Origin of the sequence: uncultured Thiodictyon sp. (assembly GCF_903946935.1) — a bacterium.
Taxonomy (GTDB): domain Bacteria; phylum Pseudomonadota; class Gammaproteobacteria; order Chromatiales; family Chromatiaceae; genus Thiodictyon.
Genome location: NZ_CAJAXH010000123.1, coordinates 1 through 22,541, shown reverse-complemented (window position 1 = coordinate 22,541; position 22,541 = coordinate 1). Strand labels below are relative to the sequence as shown.

At 64.4% G+C, this 22,541-nt stretch carries 19 protein-coding genes; 10 read left to right on the top strand and 9 right to left on the bottom strand.

What is annotated here, in order from left to right; genetic code table 11:
* Positions 1-138: 138 nt before the first annotated feature.
* The 5 genes from QZX93_RS10975 to QZX93_RS10955 all read left to right on the top strand — a co-directional run bounded on the left by QZX93_RS10975 (position 139) and on the right by QZX93_RS10955 (position 5,976).
* Positions 139-1,134 (top strand): HAMP domain-containing sensor histidine kinase, encoded by a 996-nt coding sequence (locus tag QZX93_RS10975; protein ID WP_295386583.1) that lies wholly within the window; start codon positions 139-141, stop codon positions 1,132-1,134.
* Entirely contained in the window at positions 1,131-2,195 is a 1,065-nt protein-coding gene (locus QZX93_RS10970) for an HD domain-containing phosphohydrolase (protein WP_295386579.1), read from the top strand. Before QZX93_RS10975 ends, QZX93_RS10970 begins: the two co-directional genes overlap by 4 nt.
* A 130-nt stretch (positions 2,196-2,325) precedes the next feature.
* On the top strand, positions 2,326-2,784 hold the full coding sequence (locus QZX93_RS10965; RefSeq protein WP_295386576.1) for a hypothetical protein: 459 nt from the start codon (positions 2,326-2,328) through the stop codon (positions 2,782-2,784).
* Between the two features lie 181 nt (positions 2,785-2,965).
* Positions 2,966-3,268: a type II toxin-antitoxin system ParD family antitoxin gene (locus QZX93_RS10960; RefSeq protein ID WP_295386573.1), complete on the top strand. Its 303-nt coding sequence runs from the start codon at positions 2,966-2,968 to the stop codon at positions 3,266-3,268.
* 998 nt (positions 3,269-4,266) lie between these two features.
* The gene (locus tag QZX93_RS10955) at positions 4,267-5,976 is read left to right on the top strand and encodes an alpha/beta fold hydrolase (RefSeq protein WP_295386570.1); all 1,710 of its coding nucleotides are present in this window, start codon (positions 4,267-4,269) and stop codon (positions 5,974-5,976) included.
* 157 nt (positions 5,977-6,133) lie between these two features.
* On the opposite strand, the gene QZX93_RS10950 is transcribed toward QZX93_RS10955, so the two are convergent.
* From QZX93_RS10950 to QZX93_RS10930, 5 genes are all read right to left on the bottom strand, one after another.
* Positions 6,134-8,641, bottom strand: coding sequence for an ATP-binding protein (locus QZX93_RS10950; RefSeq protein ID WP_295386568.1), 2,508 nt, complete (start codon positions 8,639-8,641; stop codon positions 6,134-6,136).
* A gap of 38 nt (positions 8,642-8,679) precedes the next feature.
* A complete protein-coding gene (locus QZX93_RS10945) occupies positions 8,680-9,651 on the bottom strand; it encodes a diguanylate cyclase (protein ID WP_295386565.1) in 972 nt (323 codons plus the stop codon).
* 79 nt (positions 9,652-9,730) lie between these two features.
* Complete coding sequence (locus QZX93_RS10940; RefSeq protein WP_295386564.1) at positions 9,731-10,450, bottom strand: Hpt domain-containing protein; 720 nt, start codon at positions 10,448-10,450, stop codon at positions 9,731-9,733.
* A complete protein-coding gene (locus tag QZX93_RS10935) occupies positions 10,431-10,721 on the bottom strand; it encodes a hypothetical protein (RefSeq protein WP_295386562.1) in 291 nt (96 codons plus the stop codon). Before QZX93_RS10935 ends, QZX93_RS10940 begins: the two co-directional genes overlap by 20 nt.
* A gap of 263 nt (positions 10,722-10,984) precedes the next feature.
* A complete protein-coding gene (locus QZX93_RS10930; RefSeq protein WP_295386558.1) occupies positions 10,985-11,185 on the bottom strand; it encodes a DUF2892 domain-containing protein in 201 nt (66 codons plus the stop codon).
* An 82-nt stretch (positions 11,186-11,267) separates the two neighbouring features.
* Between QZX93_RS10930 and QZX93_RS10925 the strand changes: the two genes are divergently transcribed.
* The 5 genes from QZX93_RS10925 (at position 11,268) to QZX93_RS10905 (ending at position 18,561) form a co-directional block, all read left to right on the top strand.
* Entirely contained in the window at positions 11,268-12,848 is a 1,581-nt protein-coding gene (locus tag QZX93_RS10925; protein ID WP_295386555.1) for a bifunctional aminoglycoside phosphotransferase/ATP-binding protein, read from the top strand.
* A 187-nt stretch (positions 12,849-13,035) separates the two neighbouring features.
* Positions 13,036-13,341, top strand: coding sequence for a DUF4342 domain-containing protein (locus tag QZX93_RS10920; protein WP_295386551.1), 306 nt, complete (start codon positions 13,036-13,038; stop codon positions 13,339-13,341).
* Positions 13,342-13,369: 28 nt separating this feature from the next.
* Positions 13,370-13,567: a hypothetical protein gene (locus QZX93_RS10915; protein ID WP_295386548.1), complete on the top strand. Its 198-nt coding sequence runs from the start codon at positions 13,370-13,372 to the stop codon at positions 13,565-13,567.
* A gap of 23 nt (positions 13,568-13,590) precedes the next feature.
* Positions 13,591-16,224 carry an ATP-dependent helicase HrpB gene (gene hrpB / locus QZX93_RS10910; RefSeq protein ID WP_295386586.1) on the top strand — a complete coding sequence of 878 codons (2,634 nt, stop codon included), beginning with the start codon at positions 13,591-13,593 and terminating at the stop codon, positions 16,222-16,224.
* Between the two features lie 111 nt (positions 16,225-16,335).
* Positions 16,336-18,561: a peptidoglycan-binding protein gene (locus QZX93_RS10905; protein ID WP_295386544.1), complete on the top strand. Its 2,226-nt coding sequence runs from the start codon at positions 16,336-16,338 to the stop codon at positions 18,559-18,561.
* 128 nt (positions 18,562-18,689) lie between these two features.
* Here the strand turns inward: QZX93_RS10905 and QZX93_RS10900 are convergent, their stop codons facing one another.
* The 4 genes from QZX93_RS10900 to QZX93_RS10885 all read right to left on the bottom strand — a co-directional run bounded on the left by QZX93_RS10900 (position 18,690) and on the right by QZX93_RS10885 (position 22,257).
* The gene (locus tag QZX93_RS10900; protein ID WP_295386541.1) at positions 18,690-19,649 is read right to left on the bottom strand and encodes a glycosyltransferase; all 960 of its coding nucleotides are present in this window, start codon (positions 19,647-19,649) and stop codon (positions 18,690-18,692) included.
* Positions 19,646-20,638, bottom strand: a complete 993-nt coding sequence (locus QZX93_RS10895) for a class I SAM-dependent methyltransferase (RefSeq protein WP_295386537.1) — start codon at positions 20,636-20,638, stop codon at positions 19,646-19,648. The genes QZX93_RS10900 and QZX93_RS10895 overlap by 4 nt, the downstream gene beginning before the upstream one ends.
* On the bottom strand, positions 20,638-21,330 hold the full coding sequence (locus tag QZX93_RS10890) for a glycosyltransferase family 2 protein (protein WP_295386533.1): 693 nt from the start codon (positions 21,328-21,330) through the stop codon (positions 20,638-20,640). The genes QZX93_RS10895 and QZX93_RS10890 overlap by 1 nt, the downstream gene beginning before the upstream one ends.
* Before the next feature lie 90 nt (positions 21,331-21,420).
* Positions 21,421-22,257 carry a TylF/MycF family methyltransferase gene (locus QZX93_RS10885; RefSeq protein WP_295386530.1) on the bottom strand — a complete coding sequence of 279 codons (837 nt, stop codon included), beginning with the start codon at positions 22,255-22,257 and terminating at the stop codon, positions 21,421-21,423.
* Positions 22,258-22,541: the final 284 nt, after the last annotated feature.

The following is a 22,541-nucleotide window of genomic DNA, read 5'->3' as shown; positions in this document are numbered from 1 at the left end:
TTGAAGATTAAGTTGCAGGCCGCCTTACAGGCACTGCAACAGAATACTGATCGTGTGAAATCTTTCTTTTATCTGCCAGATACATTATATGCTGCATAATTAATAGTTAGTCGTGATAACTCATTAGGCCGCTATAATATGAGCGTCCGGAGTCTGGCACCGGATGGCCGGGGCGCGGTCGTCACGCATACCGATATCAGCGAACAGAAGCGCAACGCCAAGGAATTGGAGGGCCACCGTTACCACCTGGAGGAACTAGTTGAAACCCGCACGCGCGACTTGCAGGAGGCCAGGTCGGAGGCGGAGCGGGCCACGCGCGCCAAGTCTGAATTCCTTTCCAGCATGACTCATGAGCTGCGCAGCCCGCTCAATGCCATCCTCGGTTTTGCCCAACTGCTTGAGTTCGATACCCCGCCGCCGACCCCGACACAGCAGGAAAGCATCACCCAGATCATTCATGCCGGCTGGCATCTCCTTAGTTTAATCAACGAGATACTGAATCTCGGCAAGATCGAGTCCGCACGGGCCGCGGGGTGCCTCACGCCGGCGTCGCTGACGCCGGTGGCATTGACTCCGGTGGCCCTGCAGCCGGTGTTGCTGGCCCAGATAATCCGCGAATGCCGGGACATGATCGCACCCCAGGCGCAACAGCGTGGCATCCACCTATGCCTCCCGGAGGGCGAGATACCCTATGTGGTATTAGCCGATCCCATCCGGGTGAAACAGGTGCTGCTCAACCTGCTGTCCAACGCGATCAAGTATAACAACAAGCACGGGAACGGGACGGTCGAGTTGGACTGCACCGCGAGTCCGCCGGGCCGCGTGCGCGTGAGCGTCAGGGACACCGGCGAGGGCCTGACCCCGGACCAACTGGCACAGCTCTTTCAGGCGTTCAATCGTCTGGGACAGGAGAGGGGCAACGAGGAAGGCACCGGCATCGGCCTGGTGCTGGTCAAGCGGCTGGTCGAACTGATGGGGGGTGTCATCGGTGTCGACAGCGCCATCGGGATGGGCAGCACCTTCTGGTTTGAACTCATCGCGGCCGATAAGTCGATGACTACACCGGCGGTGCGGCCGGACGCTGCGAACGGCTCAGGCGATTCGGCAACCGAGTGGGAGAGCGATTTTTCATGATCGATCCATCTGCAATTCTCAACGCCAATATCCTGATCGTTGACGATCTGGAAGTGAATGTCACCTTGCTCTCGCGCATGCTGGCGTCCGCCGGGTATCGCTGCGTCACCTCGACGATGGACCCGCGCGCGGTCTACGCCCTGCATGGCCGGCACCACTATGACCTCATACTACTCGACCTGCTGATGCCGGAGATGGACGGATTCCAGGTGATGGAGGGGCTCAAGGAGCTCGAACCGGACGGCTGGCTGCCGGTCCTGGTCATCACCGCGCAACCGGGCCACAAGCTGCGCGCGCTCCACGCCGGTGCCCGCGATTTTGTCAGCAAGCCATTCGATCTGGCCGAGCTGCTGGCGCGCGTCCGCAACCTGCTGGAGGCCCGCCTGCTGCACAAGCAATTGCAGCAATACAACGACGTGCTGGAGGAACGCGTGCGCAAGCGGACCCGCGCCCTGCAGGACAGCTATCTGGAGACCATTTTCACGATGACGCGCGCGGCCGAGCACAAGGATGAGGAGCTCGGCGCTCATGTGCAACGCATCAGTGCCTACAGCCGCGCGCTGGCCGAACTGCTCGGGCTGGACAATGACTTTGTCGATACGATATTTTTCGCGAGCCCAATGCACGACATCGGCAAGATCGGCATCCCCGACCATATCCTGCTCAAGCCGGCCCCTTTAACGCCGGACGAATGGGAGATCATGAAGCGGCATACCACGATGGGCGCCCAGATCCTCGGTAACGCCACTTCACCCTATCTCAAGATGGGCGCCGAGATCGCGCTGAACCACCACGAGCGATGGGACGGTGGGGGTTATCCGCATGGCCTGCGGGGCGAGGCCATTCCGCCGGCAGCGCGCGTCATGAATATCTGCGACATCTATGACGCACTGCGCAGCCGACGCCCCTACAAGCCCGCCCTCGACCATCGCCAGTCCATCGATATCATCACCCACGGCGATGGCCGCACTCAGCCTGCGCACTTTGATCCGGCGATTCTGGCGACCTTCCTGGAGCACCATGCGCGGTTTCGCGATATCTTTGAGGAATACACGGCATAGCGGTTGATCCCAAACCCGGGAATTGCTCACGCCAAGGCGTCAAGCTCGCCAAGAAATACACTAGGGTAAGCGAAGTCGCCAGTTCACCCGCCGGGTGAATGGCCCAAGGAAGATAAGGTGCTGATAAACCTTGGCGAGCTTGGCGCCTTGGCGTGACAACTGCGCTTTCCAGGGTCAATCGCTGCGCTTTGAATTGCCCGCGCGGCCGCACCCGGATTCCGCTTCGCTCCATCCGGGCTACGGCTGGAGCACGACTGGGGGGGTGGCCACGGGCCTGTGCAGCGTCACCAGCGTCACCGATCTGCGCTACCGCATGGACCCGGGCGCGGCGCCCGTTGCGAGCTGGGTCGAGCAATGCCTGGCGCCGACCGCAGTGCCTGTGGTCGCCCTGCGCGACTACCTGCGCATGGTGCCCGACCTGATTCCCGCCTGGGTGCCGCGCCGCTGCGTCCCCTTGGGCACCGACGGCTTCGACCGCAGCGACACCCGCGCCGCCCTGCGGCGCATCTTCAAGGTGGACCGCCACCACATCGCGCTGACCGCGGGCGAGTTCGCGCCGTCCAGGGTCGAGGAGGCCATCGCGCGCTAAGGTATCGACCTGGGCGGCCCGAATCCTTGGGATTGCTGACCGGTTCCTCGACAGCAGCGACGAAGGAGCCCAACGCTGCGACTTGACATGGGGCAGGTCGGGCGAGAATCTAGAGATGTGGCAGACCTGGGTGATACATTGGGCCTGGGAGTGTTGACGCCAAGCGACCAAAGGGGGCTTTATGACTATCGCAACGCAGCTATCCAACGACCTGGAAACCAGGCTAAAGAGTTACGCCGTCGGCGATCATTTCGAGCAGTTCATCCGCCGGCAGATAGCAGCGGGACATTACGCCAGCGCCAACGAGATTGTCAGAGAAGCCCTGCGCCTTCTGGAAACGCAGGAACGGTTGCGCGAGATTGAGCTTGAGGAATACCGGGAGAAAATCCGCGAGGGCATAGAAAGCGGCCCCGCAATCCCAGCCGAAGAGGTTTTTGCACGCCTTGAAGCCAAGTATCAAGCCATGCTTGACCAACAGGCGTGACTTTACCCATGCGCTGCACGCTTTCACGACTGGCCGACAGCGACCTTGAGGAAACGTCATTTGCTATACGGTGCAGCCCGGCGAAGTCAGGATTGAGCGAATCGTGCAGGGTGGGCGAAATTTGCCGGACTTATTGTAGAGGCACACCGCATAGCGATTGACGGTGCATCCGGTCGCCCCGCCCTCTCGTGACACCGCTGCGGAGATTGGGCAAGTATTCGCAGACACCAAATCGTGTGGCGCCTGGGAGCGCCGACATTCTGTCGGCGACGGCGCGAAGCGCCGTTGGGTCCTCGCGAAAACAACGCCCTTTGCGATTCACCGCGAGAACGCGAACCGCCTGCGGCGGTTGGCCGACAGACTGTCGGCGCTCCCAGGCGCTCCGCGCCGGGAGCGCCGGCGGCCGGAGCGATGATCGAGGCCCACTGCGGCCTTGATCGCTATTCCGGCCACCCCGCGAACCTGCGTCGCGGCCAGGGGCCGCTCCTACCCGCGTAGGAGCGGCCCCTTGGCCGCGACGGGTTGCCGCAAGGGCAGGTCTAACCGGAGCGATGACCAAGGCCGGTTCTCACACCAAGGCGCCAAGCTCGCCAAGGCTGTTAATTCCCCTATCAGTGATCGGCGATCAACCCGATGGGTGAGTTCGACACGCGACACATCTCATTGCCTTTCTTGGCGAGCTTGGCGCCTTGACGTGAGCAACTGCCGGATTTAGGCGTAGCCCGGATGAAGCGCAGCGGAATCCGGGTGCGGCCTCGCGGACAACGGAAAGATCAGTGGCTTCCCGGAGGACCCTGGATTCCGCTGCACTACATCCAGGCTACGGAAAACCGCTCAGTGGAATAATTGCCCAGTCACACGGGGATGCGGCGCTCCCAGTCAGTCGGCCTGTCGGCCGACCAACCCGCCTCGGCGGGCGGAACTATGATCAAGGCCCGCTGGACATGACACCAAGCGTTTCATACCTTACCAGGGCAATTTGACCGAGGCGACCGCTCATGGCCACTGACCCACCCGATTTAACGCCGGAATCCGTTCCCCGGGAGGCGCCCGCCGCGCCGATACCGGCCTCCCCGGCACCCCTGACCGCTGCCACCATCGCCTGGCTGATGCACCCGCAGGCACTGGGCGAGCGGATGGCCCGGCTGTCCGCCGCGCTGTGGGAACTGCAATGGCATGGCTGGCAGCGCCTGCTCGGACTGCCGGACGCCGACCCGCTGCGGCCCAACCCGGCGGATGAGCGCTTCGCCGATCCCATCTGGTCCGAGGCACCGGGCTGGGACCTGCTCAAGGAGTGGTATCTCACGGTGAGCCGTCACACCAAGGAGCTGATCCGCGACACCCCGGACCTGTCCGATCAGGACCGCCGCCGCACGACCTTCTGGTGTCGGCAGTGGCTGGATGCGGTGGCGCCCACCAATGTGCTGTGGACCAATCCGGTGGCAATGCGTAAGGCCATCGAGAGCGGCGGGGCCACCCTGGCCGCGGGCTATCGGAATTTTCTTGACGATCTGCGCGCCCGCGATGTACGCCTAGCCGATCCGGCCGATTTCAGCGTCGGCGAGACACTCGCCACCACCGCCGGTGCCGTGGTGTTGCGCAATCGACTACTGGAAGTCATCCATTACGCGCCGACCCGGCCCCAGGTCTATGCCGAGCCGGTGGTCATCGTCACGCCCTGGATCAACAAGTTCTATGTGCTCGACCTGACACCCAAGAAGAGCCTGATCCGCTTTCTGCTCGACCAGGGGTTGGATGTATTCATCACGAGCTGGAAGAATCCGGGCGCCGCGCTCGGCGGGCTGCGCATGGATGACTATCTCCTCGATGGCATCCAGGCCGCCATTGAGGTGGCCTGTCAGATGAGCGGCGCACCGCGGGTACATGCCGTCGGCTATTGCATCGGCGGCACCGCGCTGGCCATGTACTTGGCCTGGGCCAACCAGCGGTTCACCCCCGCCGCGGTACCGGTGGCCGACTGGACGCTATTCACCACCCTGGTCGATTTCGCCGCGCCAGGAGACATTGCTGTCTTCATCGATGAGGCGAGCGTGGCCGACCTCTGCGCGCGGATGCGCCGCACCGGCTATCTCGACGGCCGGGACATGGCCGCCGCCTTCCGCCTGCTGCGCTCAAACTCGCTGATCTGGCACTATGTCGTGCATGGCTGGCTCTATGGCGAAGCGCCGCCGCCATTCGACGTGCTCTATTGGAACATGGATACCACGCGCATGCCGGCGGCGATGCACGCCTGGTACCTGACCGAGCTCTATCTCCACAATCGGCTGATCCAACCCGGCGCCTTGAACGTGGCGGGCGAATCACTGGATCTCAACGACATCACTCAACCACTCTATGCGGTGGCCGCCGAGGACGACCATATCGCACCTTGGGCGCAGGCCTTCCGGACCATCAACCTGGTCCCGGGGGAGAAGCGCTTCGTGCTGTCGAGTGCCGGGCATATCCTCGGCATTCTCAATCCGCCGGTCGACCCGCCCAAGCGGCGCTATTGGGCCGCGGCGGCGGACTGCGCGGATCGGCCGCAGGCCTGGAAGGAACGGGTCCCACCGCGCGCGGGGAGTTGGTGGGAGGATTGGATGGACTGGCTCAAGCCGCGGGCCGGCGCCCTGGTCGCGGCCCGGCCAGCCGCCACCGCCGACTTTCCCGAACTCGCACCGGCCCCGGGGAGCTATGTTCGCGAGCGTTGATCCTAAACCCGGGAATTGCTCACGCCAAGTCATACCCAGGGCGTTGCCCTTGGCTGGTATGTCACGCCCCTTCGGGGCTTGACCAGGCGCTAGATTCAGCGGAATAAGGTACTCGTTCTTGCGGCGGTACGTCGCGGCCGGGGGCCGCTCCTACACGTCACAACAGATCCAATTGCGCCTTGAGCGCAGCGGCCTGCAAGGGCTTGCTGATGAATCCGTCCATCCCGGCCGCCCGGCAAACCGCCTGGTCGCTGGCCATGGCGTTGGCGGTGATCGCAATGACCGTGGTGCGCGCGAGCCCTTGCGCCGCCTCGCGGGCGCGCAATTGGCGGGTCGCCTCCAGACCGTCCATGACCGGCATCTGCATGTCCATCAATACCAAATCGAACGGCTGCTCGGCCAGCTGGTCGAGCGCCTCCTGGCCGTTGTTGGCGATGGCCACCTGATGGCCCAGGCGTTTCAACATACCCACCCCGACCTTCTGATTGATCAGATTGTCTTCCACCAGCAGCAACCGCAGCACGCGCGTCGGCGGTATATTCACCGCTGATTCAGGGGCGGACGCCGCGGGCGCTGGGCTGGCAGCCAGGTCCAGCACCACGGTGAAGTAGAAGGTCGTGCCCACACCAGGGGTCGAATCGAGCCAGAGTTCGCCGCCCATCAATTGCACCAACCGGCTGGTGATACTCAGCCCCAGGCCAGTCCCACCATAGCGGCGGGTGATCGAGGCGTCTTCCTGGGAAAAGGGTTCAAAGATCAGCCGCTGTTTGTCGGGAGCGATGCCGCAGCCGGTATCCTGAACGGAGAATTGCAGCCTGACCTGTCGCTCCTGGCGGCTGCACCATTGGACGCGGATGCCGATCCGGCCCCGCTCGGTGAACTTGAGCGCATTGCTCAGTAGATTCAACAACACCTGGCGCAACCGCCCCGGATCGCCGATCAGGTCCGCCGGGACCTGCGGATCGAGCATGACCGTCAGCTCCATGCCTTTGGCACGGGCGGCCGGGCCCAGGGTGTCACAGGCGCGCTGCACCAGGTCGGGTAGATTGAGCGGCACCGCCTCGAGTTCCAGCTTACCGGCCTCGATCTTGGAGAAGTCGAGTATGTCATTGATGATGGACAGCAAGGCCTCGCCTGAGTGCTTGATCATGCCCAGCGACTCACGCACCGGCGGGTTCAGCGGCGCATCCAGGGCCAATTCAGTCATGCCGATGATGCCATTGAGCGGGGTGCGGATCTCGTGACTCATCTGGGCCAGAAAGGCGCCCTTGGCCTGATTGGCCGCGTCGGCCCGACTGGAATGCTCCGCCAGCTCGCCATTGAGTCGCTGCAACTCCAATTGCGCGGCCTTGATCTCGGTGATATCGGTGACCAGGGTGACCATGCCGCGCACGGCATCCGGTGCGCAGGTGTCCGCGCAGTCGCTCGCCAGGTCGGGGATATAGTTGGCCAGGGTGTAGCCGGTCGACCCGTCCGGCTTGATAAGGGTCCGCTCAAATTGCTGGGTCTCGCCGCTCAACGCCGCCTGGATATAATGCTTGCTCTGTTCGTAGATGCGCTCCCCCAAGAGCTCGCGCAGGGTGCCGCCGATGATTGACTCAGGTGTGCGGCCATACCACTGCGTATAGACCGCATTGGCGAAGCGACAGCGCTCATCGCGGTCCCAATAGGCGACCATACTCGGCAGGTGATCGGCGAGCATCCGTAAAAAACGGTTGGCATCGGCCAATTGGCTGGTCCGCTCATCGACCAACTCGGCCAGGTGGTCGCGATAGCGCTGAATGCCTTCCTCGCTGGCCTTCAGCGCGTCATTCTTGCGCTGGATCAACGCGGTCCGCCCGGTCATGCCAAGCATCAGCACCTGTAGCAGGGCGGCAAACATCAGCCCCACGACACCCACGGCCCAGGCCATCCACGGGCGGTAGCGGCTGCGATAGTCGGCGGTGGTGGCGACCGCCAGCACCCAGTCGCGATCGGCAAGTTGCTTGGCAATGACCTCGCCATCGGCCTGCAACCGGCGCTCCTGTCCCTGCTGGTCCAAACGGGCGGCACCGTAGAAGGCCAGCATGGCCAGGCCCAGGGTGGCCAGCATGGGAATCAGGAGGCGGCGCAGTCGGTCGCGCCACAGCGCGTCCGGGTTGAGCAGACACAGGGTGAGCGGTGCAAAGACCAGCACACCCAGGGTATCGCCCACATACCAGGTCCACCAGGTGAAGGGCACACCGGCGGGCTCGACCAGGCCGGCCGCCGCCAGCGCGGTGACGCTGAGCGAGGCCGACACCACGCAGGGCAGCACCCCGCCCAGCAATAGAAAGGCAAAGGCATCCTGCTCGCGCTCCAGCGCCCGCCAGGCCGGCCCCTGCCGACGGTTCACGAGCCAGGCCCCGGCCCCGGCCTGGACCGAGGCGCCGGTGGCAATCGCCAGGGCCACCGCCGCCGCGCTCGGGGAGCAGTGGCCGCTCAGGCACAGCGGCGCGAGATTGAGCGCCAAGGCGCCCAACCAGACGCCCGGCAGGGCTTGCCACCCGTACCAAAGTACCGCGACCAAGGCCAGGCCCGCGGCCGGAAACACCGGGCTCGCGTATCCCGGCGGGATGATCGCCAGGGTCAGGCCGGCGGCCCCCAGCAGCGCATAGGCCAGCGCGAGCAACAAGATTTTGGTCATAGCGCTGCAGTGCTCGACGCGCTCGGCGAACCGCGCATTCAGGTGCGGTCGGCGTCCGGACTGGACTGCATGGCCGGATCAAAAAAACACAGCCTGTTATGGCCACCCACCTTGGCCCGATACATCGCCAGGTCCGCCCGCTTCAGCAGGTCCTCCACGGCCGTTTGGTTATTGTCGAACAGGGCGATCCCGATGCTTGCAGTGATGCTGTGGTCCTGGTCGCCCAGTCGATATGGCGCATTGAGGGTCGCCAGGATCTTCTCGCCAACAATTCTTGCATGGGCGGCGATGACCTCCGGGGGCCCACTGATGTGTGTCAGCACGACCATGAATTTGTCCCCCTCGAGACGGACGGCGGTATCGTGCTTGCGCACGCAGCCGGTCAGCCGCCGAGCGACCTGCTGAAGCAGCAGGTCGAGGTCTCCCATCGCGTCGCCCAAGGTGTCGTTGACGCTCTTGAGGTGGTCCAGGTCGATGCAGAGCATCGCCCGGGCATCCTGGAGGCGCGTGCAATTTTGCAGACGGTCCATCAGCAGACAGCGGTTGGGCAGGCCGGTCAATGGGTCATAGAAGGCGAGATCCTTGATTTCCTGCTGTATCTGAGACAGCTTGTGTTCGCGCTCCCGCAGCAGAATATGCAACCCGACACGCAGGCGCACCACCTGGGGATTGATCGGTTTATGAATGAAATCAGCCGCGCCGGCCAGTAGGGCGCTCGCCTCACTGGCGGGATCGTTGCTGGCCGTGATGACGATCACTGGAATGTCATGGGTGTGCAGATCCGACTTGAGCCGGTGCAACACCTCCTCGCCATCCATCTCCGGCATGATGAGGTCGAGCAGGATCAGGTCCGGCAACTCGCCCGTGGTGAGGCGGGCCAGGGCCTCCTGACCGGACAGGGCGAACTCGCAGCCAAACTCCGGCGCCAGCGCCCGGGCGATGACATTGATGCTGGCCGCGTTATCGTCGATGATCAGGATGCGTGGGGTCGCAGGTTCGGGGATGCTCACGGTCGCTGCTGCTCCTTCTCTCACATGCAAGGGTGTCGCGCTGGTCAAGAATGCGCGGAGCTTACCAGCGATCGATGAATCAGTCCCCGCTGGGGTTCACGTTGGTTGACCCCGACGCGGTCTCCAGCCAGGGACCGATGGCGTCGATGACCGCCGCAAGTTGTGCCGCAAAGGCGGCGAGCAAGGGCTCCAGGTCGGGGCGCTGAGAGAGGATGGCGTCCTCCGCGGCCGCCGCGCTCTGCATCAGTGCCAGGGCGCCGATGTTCCCGGCCGTCCCGCGTAGCGTGTGCAACTGCCGGGCGGCCTGGGTCGACTCGCCGCCCTCCAGGGCCTGGCGAACCTGCTGCGGCGCCAGCGCATAGGTGTCGGCAAAGTCGCGCAACAATTCGATGAAAAACTCCCAGTCGTGGTCGAGCTGAATGGCGGCCCGACGGGTATCGAGGCAGGGGATCTCGGGAAAGTCCATCGGCGGCTCCGGTTGGGACGCTGGTTGAGGTCGGGGTGCAGGCGCCGGGGCCAGTGCCGCGGCGCCGTGCTTGGCAGGGGGTGAGGTCCAGCGCCGCAGGACCGCCACCAGTTCCTCCAGGTCCACCGGTTTGGCCAGGAAGTCGTTGACCCCGGCCGCCAGCGCGGCGGCCCGCTGCTCGGCCAGCACCCCGGCGGTGAAGGCGATCACCGGGAGCTCGACCAGGCCGAGCTCGCCGCGAATCGCGCCGGTGGCGGCGAGTCCATCCAACACCGGCATCAGACTCTGGACTTGGGCCAGAATGGGCGCCAGGTCAAAGACCCGCGTTTCCACCCGGATCTGTCTCGGTCTTGGCCCGATTGGCCGCCTCGGCCTGACTGGAGCGCTCGGCCAGTTGGCGGGTGCGCTCATCCACCAACGCCGCCAAATTATCCCGGTAGCGCTGGATCGCGGCGGTGCGTCCGGTCATGCCCAGCATCAACACCTGCAGCAAGGTGGCAAACAGCAGCCCCACCACGCCCACGGCCCAGGCCAGCCAAGGTCGGTGTTGCTGACGGTAGCCCTCGGTGGCGACGACCGACAAGACCCAGTCACGATCCCCCATGCGCAGTCCGGTCTGCCAGCGGATCCCCGCCGGCGGCGCGGGTGTAGCGGGGTGAGACCGGCGGCCCCCAGCAGCGCATAGGCCAGGGCCAGCGCGATGATGCGCTTCATCTCAAGTCACACGCGGATGACCGGCGCCGCACGGGGGATCAGTGAGTCGGTGGCCGGGAGTCGGTGGCCGGGAGTCGGTGGCCGGGAGTCGGTGGCCGGGAGTCCGTCGCCGGTTCGGCCGCGCGCCCTGGCCAAACCCTGAGCGAGGAAGGGTCAGAAGGCCGGGCCGGACTGCTTACCCAATTTCTTGAGGATGACGGCCATCGGGCAGAAGCCGGTAAAGGCCGACTGCAGCAGGTTGGCACCGACGAAGGCGGTGAACCACAGCCAGTGGCTGTTGACGTAGACTGCCAGCAGGACCGACAGCAGGATGAAACTGCCGGCAACGGCCAGGACGATACGCTCGATGGACATGGAAGACCTCGGATCGGACGGATGGATGATCGTCCCATGTTAACCAGCCCTAATAGTCAGATCAAACCGGATCGCCCACCCGATGGATGCCGATGCCTTTCCCCGTCTGATCCAGTCGCTGCTGCGGCCGGACGCCTATCCACACGAGGCCCCGGCGCCGCTCGGGCGCCTGGAGACCCACATTTCGCACGTCCTGCTGGCCGGGGACTTCGCCTACAAGCTCAAGAAGCCGGTTGACCTGGGTTTTCTGGACTTCTCCACCCTGGAGCGGCGGCGGCACTGCTGTGAGGAGGAGGTCCGGCTCAATCGCCGCCTCGCCCCCGAGCTGTACCTCGGCGTGGTGCCGATCACCGGGACCCCGGAGCGGCCGCGGGTGGGCGGCACCGGTGCGGTGCTCGAGTATGCCGTGCAGATGCACCGCTTTGAGCAGGAGACACTGCTCGACCGCTGCCCCCTGACCCCGGAACTGGTGGAGCGCATCGCCGCGCGGATCGCGGCCTTCCACGCCCAGGTCCCACGGGCGGACCCGGGCGGCCGCTTCGGCACCCCCGCGGCGGTACTGGAGCCCATGCTCGAGAATCTGACCCAGGTTCGCGCCCTGGTCACGGCACCCGCGGTCGCGCAGCGCTTGGATCGACTGACCGAGTGGACCCTGGAGCGCTGGCAGACCCTCACCCCGGTCATCGAACAGCGGCGGGCGCAGGGCCGGGTCCGCGAGTGTCATGGCGACCTGCACCGCGGCAATATCGCCCAGGTGGATGGCGAGCCGCTGTTCTTCGACGCGCTCGAATTCAATCCGAACCTGCGTTGGATCGATACCGCCAGCGAACTGGCCTTTCTGATCATGGATCTGGACGGGGCCGGAGCGTCGGCGCTGGCGCGTCGACTGCTCAACCAGTATCTGGCGCTGGGCGGGGACTACGGCGCACTGGCGGTCCTGGACCTCTATCTGGTCTACCGGGCCATGGTACGGGCCAAGGTGCTGGCCATCCGGGCGCACCAAGCGGACCTGCCGGCGGGCGAGGCCGCCACACAACAGGCGCAGTGTCTGCGGCATCTGGACCTGGCAGAGTCTTACACCCGCCGCCGCCGCCCGCGGCTGCTGCTCGTCTGCGGCCTCTCCGGGTCCGGCAAGAGCCGGCTCGCCGGCGACCTCAGTGAGGCCCTGCCCGCCATCCACCTGCGCTCGGACATCGAGCGTAAGCGCCTCTTCGGACTCACTGCCGCGGCACGCTCAGGGAAGCACTTCGGCAGCGGGATCTATTTTCCCGCGGCGACCGAATGGACCTATCAGCGGCTGCACGCACTGACCGGTGCGATCCTCGCCAACGGCTACGATGTGCTGGTGGACGCCACCTTCCTGACGCGGGCGCGCCGGGCGGTCTTTCGCGACCTGGCGCGCCGCCAGGGTGCGGGCTTCGCCGTGCTCGCCCTCCTGGCGCCCATGGCAGTCCTGCGCACGCGGGTGGCGTGCCGACTGGCCGCGGGCCTGGATGCCTCCGAGGCCACGGTCGCCGTGCTCGAGCGCCAAGCGCGAACCTGTGAGCGGCTGAGTCGGTCGGAGCGCCGCACCGGCATGACCATCAACAGCACCGAGCGGCCACCCCTGGACGAGATCCTGGAGCGCATCGCCGCACTCACCGCGGTGCCGATCGGGGAATAATCCTATCCGATGGAGTAACCGGCCTTGATCATGACTCCGACCGCGCACCCTTGCGGCGCCCCGTCGCGGCCGGGGCCCGCTCCTACGGGACAGGAACGGCCCCGCGCGCCCTTGAACGCCCCCTGTGACGCCGACCCCGAAAAGGGTTAAAGTTGCCGGCTTCCGATCCACCCTGGAGGCAAGACCCATGTCCGACAAGGACCCGCGACCCTTCACCGAGGAGATCACCGTCGCCGGGGGCGACCTGGTCGAGAAGGTCAAGGCACTGATCAAACAAGGCAACGTGCGCCGGCTGATCGTGCGCCGACCCAACGGCGAGGCCCTGACCGAGATCCCGCTCAACCTCGGACTGGGGGTCGCCGGGGCGCTGGTGCTGCTGGCGCCGGTGTTGACCGCACTCGCCGCCATGGCGGCCTTGTTCACCCAGTTCCGGATCGAGATCCAACGCGACCCCGGGCCGCGCCTGCCCAAGGCGGACCGGGACCTCGGCTAACCACTCACCACAAGCGACTTAAATTTATATGCAGCAAATCAAACAGACCGCCGACTACACCATCTTTCAGAAAAAGTCCGGCCGCTACGCCGTCAAGGCCAAGAACAAGCAGTGGGTCCATGCCGCCGAGAAGACCCAAATCCTGTTGGCTGAGGCCCTTATCACCCAGGCCCGACCCAAGCCCGCAGCGGAGCCCGCCGCCGAAGGCGAGGCCGCCGAGTCCTGAGCCTGCTCGACCGCGGGGCGCCGCTGCCGGTCGACGGCGCCCTACCCTCACTCGCCGCCGCCCTGGCCCAGGGCCACGCGGTCCTCACCGCCCCGCCCGGGTCCGGCAAAACCACCCACGTCCCGCTGCTCCTGCGCGATTCAGCCTGGCTCGACGGCGGCAGCATCCTCATGCTGGAGCCGCGGCGACCGGCCGCCCGCATGGCCGCCGCCCGCATGGCGGACCTGCTCGGCGAGGACGTCGGCGAGACGGTCGGCTATCAGGTCCGCTTCGAGCGGCGCATCGGCCCGCGCACCCGCATCCAGGTCCTGACCGAGGGCATCCTCACCCGTCGACTCCAGTCGGACCCCGGACTCGAAGGGGTCGGACTACTGATCTTCGACGAATTCCACGAGCGCAGCCTTCAGGCGGACTTAGGTCTCGCGCTGGCCCTGGATTTGGCCGAGGCCCTGCGCCCGGATCTGCGCATCCTCGTCATGTCCGCCACCCTGGAGGCGGAGTCAGTCGCCCGCCTGCTCGGTGGCGCCCCGGTGATCCGCGCCGAGGGACGCCTGTTTCCGGTGGCGGTGCAGTACGCTGAAATCGCGCTGCGCGACCCGCTGGCGGCGATGGAACAGGCCATCCGCACGGCGCTCCAGGAACAGTCCGGTGACCTGCTCGCCTTCCTGCCTGGCACCGGAGAGATCGAGCGGGTGCGGGCGCGCCTGACCGGGACCCTCGCCGACGGGATCGAAGTGCTACCACTGCATGGCACGCTCAGCGTCGCCGAACAGCAGCGCGCGCTCGTCCCCAGCGCCGGGGCCGGCCGGCGGGTCGTGCTGGCCACGGACATCGCCGAGACCAGTGTGACCATTGAGGGCGTGACCACGGTCGTCGACGGCGGACTAGCGCGCAAACCGCGCTTTCATGCCGGTTCCGGTCTCACCCGGCTGGTGACCGAGCCGATCCCGCTGGCGGCTGCGGACCAGCGCGCCGGGCGTGCCGGACGGCTCGGACCAGGCGTCTGTTACCGGCTGTGGACGCGCGCCCAAGAGGTCGGACGCACCCCCCACCGGCGCGCCGAGATATTGGACGCGGATCTCGCACCACTGGCCCTGGACCTCGCACTCTGGGGCCTGCGCGACCCCGGCCAATTGCGCTGGCTGGACGCGCCGCCCCCGCCCGCCTGGCTCCAGGCGGTCGAGCTGCTGAAAGACTTGGGCGCACTGGACCCATCGGGGACCATCACGGCGACGGGGCGCCGGCTGGCGGAACTGCCCCTGCACCCGCGCCTGGGGCGGATGCTGTGCGCCGCCAAGCCTGGGCGGGAGGCACGCCGCGCCGCGGACCTGGCGGCGCTGCTGGCGGAACGCGACGGCTGGATCGGCACCCCGGGAACGGGGCGGCCGGCGGACCTGGGGTTGCGCTTGCACGCACTGGTGGCGTTTCGCGAGGGCCGTGCCGTGCGGGAGATGGAGCGCGGTCGGCTGGTCACCGCCGACCGCTTGAGCCAGCGCTTGAGCCCTGATCGGGAGCGAGTTCACTCACGCCAAGACGCCAAGACACCAAGCAGAACAACGGCATCCGCGCATACTCCCAATCAGCCACGCAGCCACGCGTCCGACGCCGATAACGCACTGAATAAACTTGGCGCCTTGGCGTCTTGGCGTGAGCACTCCGCGCTCCGGTATGAGGCACCACCCCGCGAACCCGGCGCCCTGCTCGCGCTCGCCTATCCGGATCGCATCGCCCAACGCCGGGGCGCCCTAGGGTCACGCTATCTGCTGGCCGGGGGCACCGGCGCCGAACTGCCGCGCGACGATGCACTCGCCACCCACCCCTATCTGGTGGCGGCCGAACTGGACGCCCGCGGCCCCGATGCCCGTATCCAACTGGCCCTGCCGATCGGTGAGTCGGACCTGCGCGAGACCCTGGCCGGGCGCATCCAAGTGAGCGAGGTGCTGGCCTGGGACGCCGCCCGCGAGTGCGTGACGGCGCGCCGCGAGACCCGGCTTGCGGCGCTGGTCCTGGACTCCCAAGCGATCCCGACCGCGGACCCGCAGCGCACCCTGGCGCTGCTCTTGGAGCAGGTGGCGCGCCAGTTCGAGCGCGCACTGCCCTGGGATGCGGCAACGCGCCAGTTGCAGGCACGGATCAATCTGCTGCGCACCGCGGATGGCCAGGGCGGTTGGCCCGACCTGTCGGATGAACGACTGAGCGCGGACCTTGGCGACTGGCTCGCGCCCTGGCTCCAGGGCAAGCGCAGCCTGGCGGAGGTGCGCGCACTGCGACTCACGGAGGTCCTCATGGGAATGCTCGATTGGGGTCAGCGCGCGCGCCTCGATTCCCTCGCCCCCGAGACCCTGACGACGCCGGCCGGCAACCGCCGACGCCTCGACTATCTGGCCGGTCCCGAGCCGGTCTTGCCGGTCCCACTGCAAGAGCTCTTCGGCACCCGCGAGACCCCGAGCTTGTGCGCCGGCCGGGTCCCCATCATGTTGCACCTGCTCTCACCCGCCGGCCGGCCGGTCCAGATCACCCGAGATCTCGCCGGCTTCTGGGCACGCGGCTACCCGGAAGTCCGCAAGGAACTGCGCGGGCGCTACCCCAAGCACCCCTGGCCGGACGACCCGCTGACCGCGCTGCCGGTCACCAAGACCCGCGGCCACCGGGGCTGACCAACCGCCGGGACCAGGCCGCGCATTGCCGGTGTTTCAGGAGAAGCTAGGTGATTGTAAGAAGACGATAGCGGTCTTATGCTAGTGGTCCTCGTGTCAGGTTTGCACACTGTGATTCAATCCCAACCATCAAGTGGCGATCCGCCACGCCGCCAGGGCCAAGCCCCAAGCGTACTTGGCGGCCTCGCCCTGGCCGTTGCCGTGGCCCTGACCGCGCCCCCGGCCGCCGGACAGGCGATGATCTCCGCCACCTATTCCGGCGAGGGTCAGCCGCCCGTGACCCTGGCGGCCTATCGTGTACTGTCGGCCAGCCAATCGCGCAATTATGACCGGACGCAGGACATTTCACTGCGGCAGATGCGTATTCTGCTGGAGGTCTCCGAGCGCACCGAGGCCAATCTGGGGCAGGCGCTGGCCACTGGCGAGATGGAGAGCGCCTATACCTGGAACGACCATGTCCGGCCAACCCTGAAGAATGGCACCCTGGGCTCGGCGACCGGGGTCTGGCAGTTCCTGCCCGGAACCTTCCACGCCATCATCAAGAAGTTCGGGGCTCAATTGCTGGCCGCGAGCGAGGCCAATGCGGCCACGGGTCGCGAACGCCTGGATCTCGGCGAGGGGCCCTTTACCGATGCCGACGTGCGCCGCCTGATCCAAGAGACGGCGAACGGCCAGCGCGGCGCGGATGATGAGGAACTCCAGCTACTGCGTCACAACTTCGCCGTGCTGGCCTTTGCCAAACACTACCTGAGCGTTGCCAACGGCGCGACCACGCCGGAAGAGGATTATCTGTTCCACTTCCTGGGTGCGGGCGAGGGCCGACGGGTGCTCGCCTTGGCGCGCGGTGAGGCGCGCGACACCCTGTGTGTCAAGAAAATCGAGGCACCGGCCGCGCCGCTGGAAACCGGCCCGGAACTCGTCACGGTGGACGGCGGAATCGTCACCATACCGGCACGGGCGACGCTCACCGCCGGGCCCCCGCTGGCCATCGCACCGGCGATCGACTCCCGGCCTGGGCCCGCCCCGAGCGCGGCTGCCGCCACCAGGGCCTCGCGGCACGCCGTGTTGCCGTCCCCCGAGGCCGTGACATCCCGCGCACCGGTGTCAGCCCCCTGGGGAGGGTCCACCGGACCGGCGCCGACCGACGAGCGTATTGTCGCACTCATGAACGCGGCGGGCGTCGCGCCGACCATGGCCGTGGCGGGCGCCGACACCGCGGCTCTATTCCCGGCGGCTCCCCCGCCCCCGCCCCCGGTGTCATCGCAGTGGGGGCTGCCCGCCAGTTCCCCCACGGTGACCGGCAACCTGGGCATGTTCTACCGCGACGGTAAAGGACAGTCGCAACCCTATACCTGGGCCGGATTCCTGACCAATCTGGCCAGGCGCGTGCATGCCGCCGAACAGCCGGCCCTGGTGCGGGCCAAATACGGCGTCGGCTTCGCGCTCAAAGGGGGCGATGTTGCAGCGCGGTCGTTCAATCCAGCGACGTTGCCCGAGCCAGCCGAGTTTCGCTATGAGAGCGGTCGCGCCGTATTGGTATCGGAGCCCCTGATTACCGGCCCGCTCGGCCGGGACGAAATCCGGCAATATAAAGAACGTGTCACCACGCTGATTAGCCAGGGAGAGGACACCCCGCAGGATACGCTGTCACCGGAGGCCTTGGCGGCCCTGCGTCACCTAAAGCTGCTGCCGGCGCAGGTGCAGGAGCCGAGCACCACCCACCCGGAGGTACGCAAGGCCCTGCACCAATTCCGCAAGAAGGTCGGCAAGGAGGAGCCGAAGGATCCGGCGCATGCCAACCTGCTGATGCCCGCCGAGCGGATTGCGCTGGAGTTTTATGACCGGCGCATCACCCGGTATGCGCAATTGCAGGCCGGCCAGTTGGCGTCCTTTGCGAGCGCCCTCGACCTGAACCGCATCAGAAAGATGCCGGCGAGGCTACAACGGCGAGCGACTCCACAGATTGCCGCGTTGCAGACTGCGCTGGCCACCCAGGGACTGCTGACGCAGCCGACCCAGAAGGTCGTCTGGCGCGACCGCAAGCGCAAGAAGCATGTGGAATACAAACCGCGCCCCTTCCCGGGCAAGCCGGATAAGGCGACGATTGCCGCACTCAATACCTTCCAGTTGCGCAATGGGCTGCGCAAGACCTTAGGGATATTGGATACAGTGACGTTAAGCATGCTGGGCGTGCCGACGATGGGGCAGGAAATCTTTCTGCCACTCTCCGGCCCTCAGTGCCCATTCAACGGCTGGGCGGAGACCAACCCCATGTGTGAGGTCGAGGCCGAGAAACCCGCCAGCTGCGGTCCGCGCTGCGCGATTCATCCGGGGTGAGTGTTGTGTCCTTCCGGCGAGCCTGTCTGAATTACGAGCGTTCGTCCCTAAACTCACCGCTGGCTCATGCCCTCCTTCCAGAGGGAGGCGACGTCTATACTGACGCCTGGGGCCGGCGGAACTAGGGGCTACCACCCGAGGCCGCGGGCCAGCGCCTCGGTTGCCCGATCGGCCGATCTGGCTGAGGCCCAGTCATTGGCGTGGCGCGACATGAGCCACTTCCTGACCAGGCGCCGCCGCAGCCGCCGATGAATGATCCCCCAGAATTGCGCGGCCGGCAGGTACATCGGCTCCTGATGTCGATGCAGCCAACCATACCAGGCCAGGTAGGCGGGCGACAGCAGCGCCTTGTGCCATCGCCGCCATACTACGACATGCGCAATCAAATACTTTTCGGGCCGGCCGCGCTCTTGGTCATAGCCGAAGTCAAAGCAGTGGTCGTGGATCAGGGTGCAGTCGGGGACATATCTCAGCGAAAATCCAGCAGTACCCGCCCGAAAGGAAAGATCAAAATCCTCTGCAACGTACAAGCGCTCATCAAACAGCCCGACCTGAGCAAAGACATCACGTTTGACAATACCAGTTCCACCGACGATAGCGGCGGCCTCCTCCAAATTGACGTCAGGCTGATTAGCCGACCGACCGCAGCCGATAAACTCGGGATTTGCCGCCAGCGGTGAGCGATTCGTTCGATTGGGGCCTCGCTCCAGAGTAAGGCCGTCCGCCTGGAGTAATTTTGGTTGGATCAGATCGGCCCCGGCCGCGAATCCCCGCACCGCCGCATGATCCCACCCCGGCAACGCGACGATGTCGTTGTCGAGCATGGCCACGTAGCCGAACTCTGCCGGGATCGCCGCCAAGGCTACATTACGGCCAGCCGCCGGACCGTGATTGCGCTCCAGCCTGAACAGTTCGACATCTCGCGCTCCTTCCAGCCGATCAAGCAGTGCGAGAGTCGCTGCATCGGTACTCCCATTGTCGACCACAAATAGGCGATAGGGCAGCGTCGTGGTTGCCCGCACAGAGTCGATACAACGCTCGGTTAGCGCCGCCCGCTGATAGGAGATAATGACCACTGCAAATTTCATTTACGCGCCAAAATCGTGATGCAGTCCCCGTCACGACTCGCTGTCATAGCCTGCGTCTGTCTTACCAAGTCGTTCATATCAGCTTGCGAAAAAAGCGGCGTCCCTGAATCATTGAGGTACGAATCATGCGCGGCCTGTGCGACTCCTCGACGCAACTGCTCGCTCATGACCCACTGAAAAATATGCGTATACCTTTCACTCGCGACGACGTTGAAGCCGCTGCGTTCTAGCAGCCGTCGCGCACCCGCCTCGCTGAATACATTAATATGTCGCGGCGCATCAAGACCAACCCAATGAATGGCATACCGCTCAAGCATCGGATTATCGGCGACCGGCATCTGAATCAATAGATAGCCAGTGCCGGCAAGTTGGCGGTGGCAATCGCGCAAAAGCTGACCTGGCTCGAGCGCGTGCTCCAGCGAATGGTTCATGAGCATGAAGTCGATGTTCGTCGGCAAGGCATCGACCCCCGTGTTAGCAATATAGCCATGCTTGCCAATTTTGCCGGGCCTTTCCACAAACGGATCGTATCCGAAGACATGATCCATCCCCTCACGATAAAGCGCCCATAAATAAGATCCTTGCCCACAACCAATATCCGCAATGATTGAATGCGAGCGCACCTGCGCCATCCGCATCCATTTTCCGAACCGCTCAATCACTTCGGCTCTACCAACCAGGCGACTCATTGCTTCGCTACCCAGCCGCTGCACGCCACCGCCAAATCTTAGCCAATAATCGGTCCGCAGGCGTCGTAGCACGCGGGCGTGCCCGCCTTCTGCTTGGACCTCGGACATCTTCATCGAGTAATAAGCGGGCCCATAGTAGGAGCCGAGCTGCGTTGGCACCTGACGGATCGCGATCGTGCCGCATTGTTCGCATTGATCATAAGAGAAAACCTCCGACCACCCAAAATACTGTTCCGGCACTTCAAAAATACGCCCTACCCGAACCCCATCACACGCAGAGCACTGAAATTCTTTCGTCATTAGCGTCCCCATTTGCCATCAAATATCTCGCGGCTCGCAACGAATAAGTCATCATGAGATATACTATTTGCGCTCATGGTCGCGTGGCCCTCGTGCCAGACCCAGGTTCGGCCATCAATGACCAGACGCGCGCCCACGGTCGTTGCACGCTTGCAGAAATCGTCATCTTCAAACATACCCAGACCGAAGCGCTCATCCAAGCCACCAAGATCGCGGTAGAATTGCGTCCGCATCACTATGCAGAAAAAGGAAAGGTAATCGACAAACTCAGTCTTGCGCCACGGTTGCGGGAGCAACCCGCGAAGGCGCATTCCGTAGCGCTGCCGCCCTTTTGCGGAATTCGTGCAAGGACCGACGACGTCCGCCCCGGCACGAAGCATACACCTCAACAGCTTCCTCAGCCATCCGCGGGTAACGAACGCGTCGGAATTGAGCAGACACAGAAACTCGCCCTGTGCCTGCACGACCCCGAGATTGTTGCCACCGGCATAGCCGAGATTACGTGGCGAGGCGATCAACTTAACGCCTGATTCAGATCGGAGAGCGTCCACGGACCCATCCGAGCTCCCGTTATCGACGACGATCACCTCGTGTGCGATATCGGTATATTCCCGCACGTGCTTCAAGCACTTTTGCGTTGTCCGCAAGGTATTCCAGTTGAGAACAACAATCGATACCAGGTCATTTGTCATTCTAGCACCACGGCTGGTTGATGGGCGGCTCCGTCACGCGACCTCTGCGATCGAATATCTGCGAGTTAAAGCCACTGCCAGTTCGTATACTTAGATGCCGGCCTTCCCGTACTGGCGCTTCCAATAGACGCCAATACCATCTATCGGCACTATCTCTTCAACAATATCATTCCGACAGCGGTAATCCTCAACCGCTTGACGACACGCAGCGACGGCGCCCCAATCATCAATAATTATATACCCACCCACCGATAGCTTAGGATAGAGGCTTACTAGCGCGTCCATCGTCGACTCGTACATATCCCCGTCAAGGCGAATCAACGCGAAATCGCTTACTTCTAATCGCGGTAGCGTATCGCAAAACCAGCCTTTAAGAAACCGCACCTGATTATCTAATAAATCGTATTTCTGAAAGTTAAACATCACCTCTTCCTGCGATACTGCCAGCCGCTCTTGGGTATAATGAAGATCACCCTGGTCCTTTGGATAGTTGACGACGTCCGGAGGAGGGAGACCCTCAAACGAATCGGCAACCCATACATTGCGAGTGGTTACACTGTAAGCCTTAAGGATGGCGCGCATAAAGATTGTGCCACCACCTCGCCAGACTCCCGTTTCGATCAGATCACCGGGAACACCGCTCGCCAGAATATCCTCAACACATTGCTGTAGATTGTCTAGCCAAGCCGTGCCCATCATCGTATGCGCGAACGGCGGCCAGTCTAACCCCCGCGCCCTCATAGCGGCCGAATAGCTGCTAGGCCGCACCAAAGAAATACCCAACGCGCGAAATAGCATTTGTATCTGGCGCTTTACGTAGCCCGCTGGCGCGACGGACAAGACCTCATGTTCACCATAGATTGAATTGGTCAGGCACTTCTTAATCAACTCCAGATAAAGCCTGGCACCGTCATTAATCTCGCGCATCGCCTGCTAACCCCCATCCCCAATTACTAAGTAGGCGGAAAAAGCCAAGCGTCAAGCTGACCGTTGACGCCTCCCGCTGCCAATTATGGTGGCCGCCCCGCTGCCGACACTCAGGCGGTGTCTTGTAGCATGGCGGCCGCAGACAGCGATTCCCGCCGACCGATTATTGCGCGATTCAACAGATAGTTGGGAATGCCTGAAAAATAGTTTTTCGTAAACTGTCATCTGCGAATCAGTATACTGCCGCACACACATCAGGTTGCGAGGCAGATATCGATGAGTGC